The sequence below is a fragment of the Thauera aminoaromatica genome, assembly GCF_000021765.1.
Lineage (GTDB): Bacteria > Pseudomonadota > Gammaproteobacteria > Burkholderiales > Rhodocyclaceae > Thauera > Thauera aminoaromatica.
Window position 1 is genome coordinate 3,302,859 of sequence record NC_011662.2, and the last position, 12,223, is coordinate 3,315,081.

At 70.1% G+C, this 12,223-nt stretch carries 13 protein-coding genes; 4 read left to right on the forward strand and 9 right to left on the reverse strand.

Translation table 11 applies throughout. The features are described from left to right. The first annotated feature begins 64 nt into the window (after window positions 1-64). The 3 genes from TMZ1T_RS14580 (at window position 65) to TMZ1T_RS14590 (ending at window position 2,365) form a co-directional block, all read left to right on the forward strand. Window positions 65-847, forward strand: a complete 783-nt coding sequence (locus TMZ1T_RS14580; protein ID WP_004322219.1) for a UDP-2,3-diacylglucosamine diphosphatase — start codon at window positions 65-67, stop codon at window positions 845-847. A 112-nt stretch (window positions 848-959) separates the two neighbouring features. Next, on the forward strand, window positions 960-2,111 hold the full coding sequence (locus tag TMZ1T_RS14585) for a beta propeller repeat protein (protein WP_004322217.1): 1,152 nt from the start codon (window positions 960-962) through the stop codon (window positions 2,109-2,111). Beyond that, on the forward strand, window positions 2,108-2,365 hold the full coding sequence (locus TMZ1T_RS14590; protein WP_004322216.1) for a MoaD/ThiS family protein: 258 nt from the start codon (window positions 2,108-2,110) through the stop codon (window positions 2,363-2,365). Before TMZ1T_RS14585 ends, TMZ1T_RS14590 begins: the two co-directional genes overlap by 4 nt. 25 nt (window positions 2,366-2,390) lie before the next feature. On the opposite strand, the gene TMZ1T_RS14595 is transcribed toward TMZ1T_RS14590, so the two are convergent. Continuing rightward, window positions 2,391-3,245 carry a hypothetical protein gene (locus tag TMZ1T_RS14595; protein WP_004322215.1) on the reverse strand — a complete coding sequence of 285 codons (855 nt, stop codon included), beginning with the start codon at window positions 3,243-3,245 and terminating at the stop codon, window positions 2,391-2,393. 208 nt (window positions 3,246-3,453) lie between these two features. Further along, window positions 3,454-4,173 (reverse strand): aspartate/glutamate racemase family protein, encoded by a 720-nt coding sequence (locus TMZ1T_RS14600; RefSeq protein ID WP_012585798.1) that lies wholly within the window; start codon window positions 4,171-4,173, stop codon window positions 3,454-3,456. 151 nt (window positions 4,174-4,324) lie between these two features. Between TMZ1T_RS14600 and TMZ1T_RS14605 the strand changes: the two genes are divergently transcribed. After that, a complete protein-coding gene (locus tag TMZ1T_RS14605) occupies window positions 4,325-4,894 on the forward strand; it encodes a Uma2 family endonuclease (protein WP_012585799.1) in 570 nt (189 codons plus the stop codon). 313 nt (window positions 4,895-5,207) lie between these two features. On the opposite strand, the gene TMZ1T_RS14610 is transcribed toward TMZ1T_RS14605, so the two are convergent. From TMZ1T_RS14610 to trpA, 7 genes are read right to left on the reverse strand one after another with little or no spacing between them, the layout of a single operon-like run. Beyond that, the gene (locus tag TMZ1T_RS14610) at window positions 5,208-6,392 is read right to left on the reverse strand and encodes an O-succinylhomoserine sulfhydrylase (protein ID WP_012585800.1); all 1,185 of its coding nucleotides are present in this window, start codon (window positions 6,390-6,392) and stop codon (window positions 5,208-5,210) included. A gap of 33 nt (window positions 6,393-6,425) precedes the next feature. Beyond that, window positions 6,426-7,961, reverse strand: a complete 1,536-nt coding sequence (purF, locus tag TMZ1T_RS14615; protein ID WP_004322209.1) for an amidophosphoribosyltransferase — start codon at window positions 7,959-7,961, stop codon at window positions 6,426-6,428. Window positions 7,962-7,971: 10 nt separating this feature from the next. Further along, on the reverse strand, window positions 7,972-8,463 hold the full coding sequence (locus TMZ1T_RS14620) for a CvpA family protein (protein ID WP_004322207.1): 492 nt from the start codon (window positions 8,461-8,463) through the stop codon (window positions 7,972-7,974). 11 nt (window positions 8,464-8,474) lie between these two features. Next, window positions 8,475-9,167 (reverse strand): SPOR domain-containing protein, encoded by a 693-nt coding sequence (locus tag TMZ1T_RS14625; protein WP_012585801.1) that lies wholly within the window; start codon window positions 9,165-9,167, stop codon window positions 8,475-8,477. Window positions 9,168-9,176: 9 nt separating this feature from the next. Continuing rightward, window positions 9,177-10,490 carry a bifunctional tetrahydrofolate synthase/dihydrofolate synthase gene (folC, locus tag TMZ1T_RS14630; protein ID WP_004323345.1) on the reverse strand — a complete coding sequence of 438 codons (1,314 nt, stop codon included), beginning with the start codon at window positions 10,488-10,490 and terminating at the stop codon, window positions 9,177-9,179. Next, window positions 10,490-11,365 (reverse strand): acetyl-CoA carboxylase, carboxyltransferase subunit beta, encoded by an 876-nt coding sequence (gene accD, locus TMZ1T_RS14635; RefSeq protein ID WP_004323343.1) that lies wholly within the window; start codon window positions 11,363-11,365, stop codon window positions 10,490-10,492. The genes folC and accD overlap by 1 nt, the downstream gene beginning before the upstream one ends. Continuing rightward, window positions 11,362-12,183: a tryptophan synthase subunit alpha gene (gene trpA, locus TMZ1T_RS14640; protein WP_004323341.1), complete on the reverse strand. Its 822-nt coding sequence runs from the start codon at window positions 12,181-12,183 to the stop codon at window positions 11,362-11,364. The genes accD and trpA overlap by 4 nt, the downstream gene beginning before the upstream one ends. Window positions 12,184-12,223 lie beyond the last annotated feature (40 nt).

The following is a 12,223-nucleotide window of genomic DNA, read 5'->3' on the forward strand; positions in this document are numbered from 1 at the left end:
GCCCGCGCGCGACCCTTCGCAAGTCGCCTCCGCCCCGGCCCGGCCGGGCGGGGCCGCCGCCACGATGCCGGAAGCCGCCCGCGCGGCGCTTCCGGCATTGTTCATTTCCGACCTCCACCTGACCGAGGACGAGCCCGCCAACGCCGCCGCCTTCCTCGACTTCCTGCACGGCCCGGCGCGCGCGGCCGCGAGCCTCTTCATCCTCGGCGACCTGTTCGAATACTGGGCCGGCGACGACGACCTCGAGACCCCCTTCAACGCCCGCATCGCCGCGGCGATCCGTCAGCTCGCCGACGCCGGCACCGCGGTCTTCTTCATGACCGGCAACCGCGACCTGCTCGCCGGCCCGGCCTTCGCCGCGGCGATCGGCGCGACCCTGCTCGAGGACCCGGCGCGCGTGCGCTGCGGCGATCGCGACGACGCAGACGCTACCGACGCCCCCGTCCTGCTGCTCGCCCACGGCGACGCGCTATGCACCGACGACCTCGCCTACCAGGCCTTCCGCCGCCAGGTGCGCGACCCCGCCTGGCAGGCCGGCTTCCTCGCCCAGCCGCTGGCCGCGCGCAAGGCCTTCATCGCCGGCCTGCGCCAGAAGAGCGAGGCCGCCAAGGCCGAAAAAGCCATGGAGATCATGGACGTCAACGCCGACGCGGTCGCCGCGCTGCTGCGCGAACACGGCTACCCCACGCTGGTGCACGGCCACACCCACCGCCCCGACACCCACTGCATCCGGGTGGACGGCCACGACTGCATCCGCCGCGTGCTGCCCGACTGGCGCGGCCACGCGGCCTGGCTCGCCTTCGACGGCGCGAATTTCACGCGCATGGACGCCGCTTCCGGACGCTGATCGATCCGCCGCGGCGCGCTCCTGCATCCGGCAAGCCGCAGCATCCTGGTCTATAGAACAGGAAAGGCGCGGCCCGGGGGCTTCCGGGTCCGCCCCTGCGCGGAGCTCAGTCATGAACGGATCCGAGGGCACGATCATGGTGCTGGTGGCGACCCGCAAGGGCGCCTGGTTCTTCCACAGCGACACCGCGCGCCGGACCTGGCGGGTGGAGGGGCCCCAACTGCTCGGCCAGATCGTCAGCCACGCGGTGCTCGACCCGCGCGACGGCCGTACGCTGCTCGCCGCCGCCAGGACCGGCCATCTTGGCCCCACCCTGTTCCGCTCCACCGACCTCGGCCGGCACTGGTCGGAGGCCGTCCAGCCGCCCGCCTTCGCGCGTGCCCCCCAAGGCACTGCAGGGCGCACGGTGGACCACACTTTCTGGCTCACCCCCGCCCCCGCCGGCGAACCCGGCTGCTGGTATGCAGGCACCTCGCCGCAGGGCCTGTTCCGCTCCACCGACGGCGGCGTGCACTGGACGCCGTTCTCCTGCCTCAACGACGACCCGCAGTACATCCGGTGGATGGGCACCGTGCAGGACGGTACGCCGGACGGGCCCAAGCTGCATTCGATCATCATCGACCCGCGCGACCCCGCGCATCTGTACATCGGCATGTCGGGCGGCGGCGTGCACGAGTCCCGCGACGCCGGGCGCAGCTTCGCGCCACTCCTGAACGGGCTCGAGGTGGTCGAGGGCTTCGACCGCGCCGACCCCAGCTTCCACGACCCGCACTGCATCCGGATGTGCCCGAGCGCACCGGACCGGCTCTACCAGCAGAATCACTGCGGCGTGTACCGGCTCGACCGCCCGGGCGACGAGTGGGTGCGGATCGGTCGCAACATGCCTGCGGAGGTCGGCGACATCGGCTTTCCGCTCGTGGTGCATCCGCGCGACGCCGAGCGCGCGTGGATCTTCCCGATGGACGGCACCGACGTCTGGCCGCGCACGAGCCCGGGCGGCCGCCCGGCGGTGTATGGCACCCGCGACGGCGGGGCGAGCTGGCAGCGCCTGGACCGCGGCCTGCCGCCGCAGCAGGCGTGGTGGACGGTCAAGCGCCAGTCGATGTGCGCCGATGGGCTGGACCCGCTGGGGCTCTACTTCGGCACCACCAGCGGCGAGCTGTGGACGAGCGCCGACGAGGGTGAGCACTGGCAGTGCATCGCACGGCACCTGCCGGAGATCCTCGCGGTCGAGACCGGCCATCCGAGCGCCGCCGCGACATGAAGGTGCTGATTCCCACGCCGCTGCTGTCCTACACCGGCGTGCGCGAGGTCGATGCCGAGGGCGCCACCCTGGATGCGGTGCTGACCGACCTCGATCGTCGCTATCCGGGCATCCGCTTCCGCGTCATCGACGAGCAAGGCCGGCTGCGGCGCCACGTCCGCTTCTTCGCCGACGGCGGACAGATCTTCGATCCTGCCCATCCGCTGCGCGCGGACGACACGCTCGTCCTCGTGCAGGCGCTCAGTGGCGGCTGAAGCGTCCGCGCGCCCCTTCGGTCGATCAGCCGATGCGCACCATACGGTCCAGGACACCGATGCAGGCCGAAACGGCGCGTACGTGCACGAGGATCTCGCGCGGCTCCTGGGCGGACACCTGCAAGCGCCTCCACGTGTACCGCTTTCCCCTCCCGCCGACGGCAGCCGATTCGGTCGCGTAGTGGCGTTGCAGCTTGATGGCGCCCGACCCGATGTTGATGTAGAGCGCCCTGACCCCTCCGAACTTCAGCCCGCATCGGTGCGTGATCTCGATAATCGCGTCGATGTACCAGCTTCCACCTTCGCGATAGACGCGCTCGTGGATGATGCTCGCCACCGGCTCGCGCTGGCGCGCGCTGAGGCCTCGGCAACAGCCATCGTGCTCGTCATCCCAGAGCTGCACGGGTGGTAGCGGCTCTGGCTCACCTTCCGGCGGATCGAATGGTCCCGGGATCAGTCCTCCCGGAATCTCTTCCCTCTCGCCGTCGCCAGCCGCTTCACGCGATTCATCGAACTGCTCCAGCAACCAGCGGAAGCGGAGCCATTCGCAGATCTTCGCATCGAAGGTGACGAGGTCGTTGGCCTCCTGGTGGTCGAGTCCGGCCCGGCGTGCCTCGCGGTAACGCTTCCACAGCACGGCGAGAATCGCATCGATGGCGTTTCGGAATGCCTCCGCATAAGCCTTGACGAAGTCGCCCACCGGGCCGGGAAGCCGGTCAGCACCCAGCTCGAGCAAATCAGCCAGCAAGCGGGCAATGACGATATCAGTCGGTTCCCCCCCCTCGAGGGCCTCCAGCAGCCTTTCGAGGCGTTTACGAAGATCGTCGGCCATTTGGACCGTGTCGAGGATCTTCCTCAAGCGCTTGATGAGTTCTTTCATGGCTCACCCTTCCACATTCAGCCGGGGCCACGCTCCGCGGCCACTGCCGACCGACACGGACACCCGTCATCCCCTTGCTTCAGCATAGACGAGCGCCATCGACCTTTACGCGAGATGTAAGGGCAGCGCGCAAAAGCCTTCGGGCCTATCCCCGCGGACGCGGCCGTACGCATTGCCCGCACGTCCCACCGCCCGGGGTTCGCCGGCGCTACAACACGGCGCCCCCCTCCTGCCCCTCCCCGAGCGCCAGCTCCACCGCCGCCGCCGCATGGATCGCGGTGGTGTCGAACAGCGGCACGTTCGCGTCCTGCGCGGACACCAGCATCGAGATCTCGGTGCAGCCGAGGATGATGCCTTGCGCGCCGCGTTCGACCAGGCGGCGCATCACCGCGCGGTAGGCGGCACGCGAGGCGTCTTCGACGCGGCCGAGACAGAGCTCCTCGTAGATCACGCGATGCACGCGCTCGCGGTCGTCCGCTGCGGGGACGAGCACCGCGATGCCGTGGCGCTCCTCCAGCCGGCCGCGGTAGAAGGCCTGCTCCATGGTGAAGCGCGTGCCGAGCAGGCCGACGCGGGACAGGCTGGCGTGGCGGATGGCCGCGGCGGTCGGGTCGGCGATGTGGAGCAGCGGGATGTTCGTCGCGGCCTCGATGGCGGGGGCCACCTTGTGCATGGTGTTGGTGCACAGCACGATGAAGTCGGCACCGGCGCGCTCCAGCGCCTGCGCGGCCGCGGCGAGCACGGCGCCGGCGGCGTCCCAGTCACCGGCGTGCTGCAGGCGCTCGATCTCGGCGAAGTCGACGCTGTACAGCACGATCCTGGCCGAGTGCAGGCCGCCAAGGCGGGCCTTCACCGCTTCGTTGATCTGGCGGTAGTAGGGCACGGTGGATTCCCAGCTCATGCCGCCAAGGAGGCCGATGGTCTTCATGGGGTGCGGGTCCGGGACGATGTGGGGCAGACATGATGCCATGGGGATCGGGGGCGACCGGCGGCCGGAGATCCACGGCCTTGCACGCGTGCGGCGTTGAACCCGCCGCCCTCCTCGCCCACAATGGCGGGACATCGACGGGAGCTTCGCAATGGGACACGCACAGGAAGCCGCGACACTGAATCGGCAGGCCTACCTCGACTGGGAGGCCGCGCAGCCGGACAAGCACGAGTATCTGGCCGGCGAAGTGTTCGCGATGGTGGGGGTGAGGCGAGGGCATGCGCTGGCCGCGGGCGCCATCTACGCCAAGCTGCGCGCGCACCTCAAGGGCTCACGCTGCGACACCTTCGTCTCCGACATGAAGCTCTTCGTCGCCGATGCCGACGCCTATTTCTACCCGGACGTGATGGTCACCTGCGACGAGCGCGACCGCCGCGCCGAGCTCGCGATCGAGCATCCGCGGCTGGTGGTCGAGGTGTTGTCGGACTCCACCGCCGCCTACGACCGCGGGATCAAGTTCGCCGCTTATCGAAAACTGGCGGATCTGCAGGAATACCTGCTGGTCGACGTCGATCAGCGCCGCCTCGAGCTGTACCGCCGCGACGCCGGGCACTGGATCCTGCTCGAGAGCGAAGGCGACGGGCCCGCCCTGCGCCTGGAGAGCGTGGACATGACGCTGTCGCCGGCGGAGGCGTTCGAGGATCTGGACGGCGAGGCCTGAAGGCGACGCAGGCTTGGTCGCGAGTGCGGCAGGCCAGGGATGGTTCCGGTGGCGTTTTCCGGCGCGATGTCTTGCTTGGATGCGCGCTGGATCGCGACTTGCGTCGCTCCTACATACAGGCCCGGGCTGTGGCGGGTTTTCCCGTGGGAGCGACGCAAGTCGCGATCGGGCGCTGAAATGACGGCGATCCGCATCGGCGCCGCGCATCGCGACTTGCGTCGCTCCTACAGGAACCCATACGACTTGCGTCGCGCCTGCAGGAGGCTCGAACGCTTCGGGCAGAGGCCGGTGTGATATCTGCGACGGACGCGCGTCAGCCCGCCAGGCCGCGGGCGAGGTCGGCCTTGAGGTCGTCGACGTCTTCCAGACCGACGGCGATGCGCAGCAGGCCGTCGCCGATGCCGGCGGTGGCGCGCGCCTCGGCGCTGATGCGGCCGTGGGTGGTGGTCGCGGGGTGGGTGATGGTGCTCTTGGTGTCGCCAAGATTGGCGGTGATCGAGATCAGGCGGGTGGCGTCGACCACCTTCCACGCCGCCTCGCGGCCGCCCTTCACGTCGAAGCTGACGATGGCGCCGCCGCTCTTTTGCTGGCGCATGGCCAGCGCGTGCTGGGGGTGGGATTCCAGCCCGGGGTAGTACACCCGCGCCACGCCCGGCTGGGCCTCGAGCCAGCGCGCCAGCTCGAGCGCACTCGCCGACTGCGCCTCCATGCGGATGCGCAGCGTCTCCAGGCCCTTGAGGATCACCCAGGCGTTGAACGGCGACAGGGTCGGCCCGGCGGTGCGCAGGAACTTGAACACTTCGTCGGTGATCGCCTTGCTGCCGACCACCGCGCCGCCGAGCACCCTGCCCTGGCCGTCGAGATACTTGGTGGCCGAATGCACGACGACGTCGGCGCCGAGCTCCAGCGGGCGCTGCAGCGCCGGCGTGCAGAAGCAGTTGTCGACCGCGAAGATCACCCCCGCCGCGCGCGCGATCGCCGCCACGCCGGCAATGTCGATCACCTCGGTGAGCGGGTTGGAGGGCGTCTCGGTGAAGAAGAGCCTGGTGCGCGGCGTGATCGCGGCGCGCCAGGCGTCGAGCTCGGTGGCCGGCACGAAGCTGGTGGCGATGCCGAACTTCGACAGGATGCCGCCGAAGAGCTGCTGGGTGGCGCCGAACAGCCCGTTGGAGGCCACCACGTGGTCGCCCGCCTGCATGGTCGCCATCGCCAGCGACAGGATCGCGGACATGCCGGACGCGGTGGCGATGCAGGCCTCGCCGCCTTCGAGCGCGGCGAGCCGGTTCTGCATCGCGGTCACGGTGGGGTTGGAGAAGCGCGCGTAGACGTAGCCCTCCTCCTCGCCCGAGAAGCAGGCGGCGGCCTGCGCGGCGCTGTCGAAGACGAAGCTCGAGGTGAGGTACATCGCCTCGCCGTGCTCGCGGAACTGCGTGCGCTCGGTGCCGGCGCGCACGGCCAGGGTGTCGGGGTGAAGCTCGGGCGGAAGGGGGCGGTTCATCGTGGTCGTGCTTGGTTTCGTCTTGGGGGCGACTCAGTGCTCGGCGTCGGAGGCGAGGTTCAGGTCGAGCTGGCCATCGTCCCCGTCATCCTGGTCGTTCTTGCCCGGCTTGGCTTCACTGCGCTGGTTCTCGACGCCGTTGAGGTACTCGACGGTGATGTCGCCGGTGATGTAGTGGCCGTCGAAACACGAGGTCTCGAAGAACTGCAGCGAGGGATTGAGCGCACGCACCGAGGCCTTGAGGTCGTCGAGGTCCTGGTAGATGAGGCCGTCGGCGCCGATCTCGCGGCAGATCTCCTCTTCACTGCGGTCGGAGGCGATCAGCTCGCCGCGCGTGGGCATGTCGATGCCGTAGACGTTGGCGTAGCGCACCGGCGGCGCGGCCGAGGCGAGATAGACCTTGGTGGCCCCCGCCTCGCGCGCCATGTTGACGATCTCCTTGCTGGTCGTGCCGCGCACGATGGAGTCGTCGACCAGCAGCACGCTCTTGCCCTTGAACTCCTGATGGATGGTGTTGAGCTTCTGGCGTACCGACTTCCGGCGCGTGGCCTGGCCGGGCATGATGAAGGTGCGGCCGATGTAGCGGTTCTTGACGAAGCCCTCGCGGAAGGGCAGGTCGAGCCGGTCGGCCATCTGCATCGCCGAGGGGCGGCTGGAGTCGGGGATCGGGATCACCACGTCGATGTGCACGTTGGGCATGGTGCGGCGCATCTTGTCGGCGAGGAACTCGCCCATCTTCATGCGCGACTCGTACACCGACACGCCATCGATGATCGAATCCGGCCGTGCCAGGTAGACGAACTCGAACATGCACGGCGCATGCACCGTGCGCGCGGCGCACTGGCGGCTGTGGAAGCGGCCGGCGGTATCGACCAGCACCGCCTCGCCCGGCGCGACGTCGCGCAGCAGGCGGAAGCCGAGCACGTCCACCGCCACCGACTCCGAGGCCACCAGCCACTCGGTGCCGGCCTCGCAGTCGTTGCGGCCGATCACCAGGGGGCGGATGCCGTAAGGGTCGCGGAAGGCGAGCAGACCGTAGCCGGCGATCATCACCACCACCGCGTAGGCGCCGCGGCAGCGCCGATGCACGCCGGCGACCGCGGTGAAGATGGCCTCCTCGTCGATCTTGAGCCCCTTGCAGGCAGCCTGCAGCTCGTGTGCGAAGACGTTGAGCAGCACCTCGGAGTCGCTGCTGGTGTTGATGTGGCGCAGGTCGGACAGGAACATCTCGCGCTTGAGCGCTTCCGAGTTGGTCAGGTTGCCGTTGTGCGCCAGCAACAGGCCGAAGGGCGAGTTGACGTAGAAGGGCTGCGCCTCGGCGGCGTTGTAGGCCGAGCCCGCGGTCGGGTAGCGCACATGGCCGATACCCCAGTTGCCCTGGAGATTGCGCATGTTGCGCGTGCGGAACACGTCGCGCACGAGGCCGGAGCCCTTGTGCATGTGGAAACGCCCGCCCTCCGAGGTGGCGATGCCCGCCGCGTCCTGGCCGCGGTGCTGCAACACCTGGAGGCCGTCATAGAGCAGTTGGTTGACCGGGGAGGTGGCGACGACACCGAGAATTCCGCACATGGATTGAGGCCTATCTGAATCGAATCTTGTCGGCTACCTCTGCAGGCAGCCAGGGTTTGGCGGCGATCACCGCCGACTCCAGCGGCGCCGCGAACAGCGCGTCGCGCCACCACGGCTCCTTGGAAACGCCGGCGAGCCCGCCGATCAGCACCACCACGAAGGCGACCGCCAGCCCGCGCGCGATGCCGAAGAGCGCGCCGAAGAAGCGGTCGGTGGCGCCCAGCCCGGCGGCGCGCAGCAACTCGCGCAACAGGTAACGCAGCAACGCGGCGAGGATCAGCACCCCGACCACGACCAGCGCACCACCCGCGACCTGGCGCCACATCGGCTCGACGATCATGCCGGTGAAGACCCCGGCCGCTTCTTCGTTATAGCGCCACGCGGCGAAGAGCGCTGCCGCCCACGCGAGCACCGCCATGACCTCGCTGACCAGGCCGCGCCACATGCCGATGAGCGCGGAGAAGGCGAGCAGGCCGAGAAAGACGTAGTCGAAGACGGTCATGATCCGGGAAGTCAGCGCGGCTGCAGGACCGCCGGGTGTCCGGCGGCCTTGAGGCGGGCCGCGGTGGCGTCCGCCTCGGCGCGACCGGCCACCGGACCGACACGCACCCGCATCACGTTGCCGGCGCGCTCGGTGTAGGCCGGGAAGCCGCGCGCGCGCAGATCATCGACCAGCCTGGCGGCCTTGACGGCGTCGCTGAAGGCACCGATCTGCAGCACGTAGCTGTCTCCACGCGCGGGCGAGGCCTTGCCCTCGATGAGCGCGCGCAGGCGGGCCTCTTCGTCGGCGGAGGGGCGGCGCGGCTCGGGGGTCGCCACCGGCGCAGGCGGGCGCTGCGGCATCGCCGCGGCGGGCTGCGTGGGTGGCGTGGCGGGCTTTGCGGGCGCGGAGGAAGCGGCAGGAGCGGGCTTGTCCCCCGCCGCCGGTGTCTTCTCGGTCGCAGGCTTCTCGGCCGCGACCACCTCGTCGTCCTCCGGCACCGCGACGGCGACCGGCGCGCTCGCATTCTCGGGCGCGCCGCCGCGGCGCGGACTGGCCGCCTTGTCGCGATCGGGGATCGAGACCCGGATGTCCTCGATCGAGGGGTTCGGCTCCTCTTCCATCATCATCGGCAGCACGATCGCGGCCAGCAGGGCAAGCGCGATCGCGCCGACCAGCCGACGGCGCGCGCGCTTCTTGATCTCGAGGGAATCTGCCTCAGTCACCGCCAAACCTCATCCGCGCCGTGCCGCCTTGATCGCGGCGAGCACATCCGAAACCGTCAGGAAAGAACCGAAAACGACGATTCTATCATCCTCGGCGACCAATTTTTGCGCCGCAGCATAGGCCTCGGCCGGCGTGGCGAAGCAGCGGATGTCGGCGCCCTCCTTCACCGCACGCACCTGCGCGGCGAGCGCTTCGGCGGAAAGGCCACGCGGCCCGGGGAGGTCGGCGAGCAGCCAGTGGTCGACGCGGCCGGCCATGAGCCCCACCACGCCCGCCACGTCCTTGTCGGCGAGCATGCCCAGCACCGCCCAGGTCTCGGGGTAGAAGCCCATGTTGCCGAGGTTGTCGGCGAGCACGCCGGCGGCCTGCGGGTTGTGCGCGACGTCGAGCACCACCGAGGGGCGCCCCGGCTGCACCTGGAAGCGGCCAGGCAGCTCGACCAGCATGAGGCCCTGGCGCACGTGCTGCATCGACACCGGGATGCGCTCGCGCAGGCACTCGAGCACGGTGATCACCGCCGCGGCGTTGAGCAGCTGGTTGGCGCCGCGCAGCGCCGGATAGGCGAGCCCGCCACGGCGCACCAGCGCACCCTCGCGCGCAGGCTGGGCGTAGCGCCAGTAGCCCCACTGCTGACGGTCGCCGCCAAAGCCGAAGTCGCGCCCGCTGATCCACAGCTGCGCGCCGATCGCCGCGGCGTGCTCGACCAGGGTCGCGGGCGGCTGCGGATCGCCGCACACGGCCGGACGGCCGGCGCGGAAAATGCCCGCCTTCTCGAAGCCGATCGCCTCGCGCGTGTCGCCGAGGTAGTCCATGTGGTCCATGGCCACGCTGGTCACCAGCGCGCAGTCGGGCTCGAACACGTTGACCGCGTCGAGCCGGCCGCCGAGGCCGACCTCGAGGATGATCACGTCCAGCCCTGCCGCGGCGAAGACCTGCCAGGCCGCCAGGGTGCCGTGCTCGAAATAGGTCAGCGCGGTGTCGCCGCGGGCGGCCTCGACGGCGGCGAATCCGGCCACCAGGGCCGCGTCGTCGGCGTCCCTGCCGTCGATGCGCACGCGCTCGTTGTAGCGCAGCAGGTGGGGCGAGGTGTAGCAGCCCACGCGGTAGCCCGAGGCGAGCAGGATGCCTTCGAGCATGGCGCAGCACGAGCCCTTGCCGTTGGTGCCGCCGACGGTGATCACCACGGCGTCCGACTCGGCCTGCATGCGCGCACGCACCGCGGCGACGCGCTCGAGCCCGAGCTCGACGCGCTGGCCGTGGCGCTGCTCCAGCAGGGCGAGCCAGCCGTCCAGGCTGGCGGGCGATGCGGCTTGCTCCGCCATCACCCGACGACCACGTCCGCGGGCTGGCGGTTGAGCATGGCGAGCAGCACCGCGAGACGGTCGCGCAGCTCGCGACGGTCGACGATCAGGTCGATCGCGCCCTTCTCGAGCAGGAACTCGGCGCGCTGGAAGCCTTCGGGCAGCTTCTCGCGCACGGTCTGCTCGATCACGCGCGGGCCGGCGAAGCCGATCAGCGCGTTGGGCTCGGCGACGACCACGTCGCCCATGAATGCAAAGCTCGCCGACACGCCGCCCATGGTGGGGTCGGTCAGCAAGGTGATGAAGGGCAGGCGGCGCTCGGCCAGGCGGGTGATCGAGGCGGTGGTCTTGGCCATCTGCATCAGCGAGAGCAGGCCTTCCTGCATGCGCGCGCCGCCCGAGGCGGTGATGCAGATGAAGGGCAGGCGCTCCTCGAAGGCCGCACGCGCACCGCGCACGAAGCGCTCGCCGACCACCGAACCCATCGAGCCGCCGAGGAATTCGAACTCGAAGCAGGCGACCACCACCGGGACGGTCTTGATCGCGCCGCGCATCACCACCATCGCGTCGGCCTCGCCGGTGTCGGCAGCGGCCGCGGACAGGCGATCGGGATACTTGCGCGAGTCCTTGAACTTGAGCGCATCGACCGGCGTGACCTCGGCGCCGATCTCGACGCGGCCCTCGGGGTCGAGCAGCTGGTCGAGGCGACGGCGAGCGCGCAGGCGATGGTGATGGCCGCACTTCGGGCACACGCCGAGGTTGCTGTCGAGGTCGGAGCGGTAGAGCACCGACTCGCAACCCTCGCACTTGCTCCACAGCCCTTCCGGGATCGACTTGCTGCGCGACGAGTCGCCGCGCTTGATGCGCGGCGGGATCAGTTTCTCGAACCAGCTCATGCCTGTACCCCCCTGCCCGTCGCCAGCGCGTCCAGCGCGGCGCGGATCGGGCGCATGAAGTCGCGCACACGCGCCACCTCGTCACCCGGGTTGTTCTCGATCTCCTCGATGATCCGGCTGCCGATCACGACCGCGTCGGCCACCGCGCCGATGCGCTGCGCGCTCTCGGCGTCGCGGATGCCGAAGCCCACGCCCACCGGCATGCCGACCGCGGCGCGGATCTCGGGAATGCGGCGGGCGACCTCGTCGACGTCGAGCTTGGCGCTGCCGGTCACGCCCTTGAGCGAGACGTAGTAGATATAGCCGCTGCCGGCGCGCGCGACATCGGCGAAGCGCTGCTCGCCCGAGGTGGGCGCGAGCAGGAAGATGGGATCGAGGCCGCCGGCCTTGGCGGTAGCGGCGAAGCTCACGCACTCCTCTGGCGGGTAATCGACCACCAGCACGCCATCGACTCCGGCTTCATGCGCGGCAGCGACGAAGCGCTCCTGGCCCATGGCCTCGATCGGGTTGGCGTAGCCCATCAGCACCACCGGGGTATCGGCATTGGCGGCGCGGAAGGCGCGCACGGTCTCGAGCACCTTGCGCAGGCTCATGCCCTGCGCGAGCGCGCGCTCGGAGGCGCGCTGGATGGTGGGGCCGTCGGCCATCGGGTCGGAGAAGGGCACGCCGAGCTCGAGGATGTCGGCGCCGCCCTCGACCAGCGCGTTCATCAGCGGCAGGGTGAGCGCGGGCGCCGGGAAGCCGGCGGTGACGAAGGGAATCAGCGCCTTGCGGCCATCGGCCTGGAGGCGCTGGAAAACGGTCTGGATTCTCGACATGTCTCGATCACACTGCGGGCCGCATCAGCGGCCCGCTTCA

Coding starts and splice junctions, on each gene's coding strand:
- TMZ1T_RS14580 (WP_004322219.1), top strand. CDS start 65: ATGCCGGAAGCCGCCCGCGCGGCGCTTCCGGCATTGTTCATTTCCGAC.
- TMZ1T_RS14585 (WP_004322217.1), top strand. CDS start 960: ATGAACGGATCCGAGGGCACGATCATGGTGCTGGTGGCGACCCGCAAG.
- TMZ1T_RS14590 (WP_004322216.1), top strand. CDS start 2,108: ATGAAGGTGCTGATTCCCACGCCGCTGCTGTCCTACACCGGCGTGCGC.
- TMZ1T_RS14595 (WP_004322215.1), bottom strand. CDS start 3,245: ATGAAAGAACTCATCAAGCGCTTGAGGAAGATCCTCGACACGGTCCAA.
- TMZ1T_RS14600 (WP_012585798.1), bottom strand. CDS start 4,173: ATGAAGACCATCGGCCTCCTTGGCGGCATGAGCTGGGAATCCACCGTG.
- TMZ1T_RS14605 (WP_012585799.1), top strand. CDS start 4,325: ATGGGACACGCACAGGAAGCCGCGACACTGAATCGGCAGGCCTACCTC.
- TMZ1T_RS14610 (WP_012585800.1), bottom strand. CDS start 6,392: ATGAACCGCCCCCTTCCGCCCGAGCTTCACCCCGACACCCTGGCCGTG.
- purF (WP_004322209.1), bottom strand. CDS start 7,961: ATGTGCGGAATTCTCGGTGTCGTCGCCACCTCCCCGGTCAACCAACTG.
- TMZ1T_RS14620 (WP_004322207.1), bottom strand. CDS start 8,463: ATGACCGTCTTCGACTACGTCTTTCTCGGCCTGCTCGCCTTCTCCGCG.
- folC (WP_004323345.1), bottom strand. CDS start 10,490: ATGGCGGAGCAAGCCGCATCGCCCGCCAGCCTGGACGGCTGGCTCGCC.
- accD (WP_004323343.1), bottom strand. CDS start 11,365: ATGAGCTGGTTCGAGAAACTGATCCCGCCGCGCATCAAGCGCGGCGAC.
- trpA (WP_004323341.1), bottom strand. CDS start 12,183: ATGTCGAGAATCCAGACCGTTTTCCAGCGCCTCCAGGCCGATGGCCGC.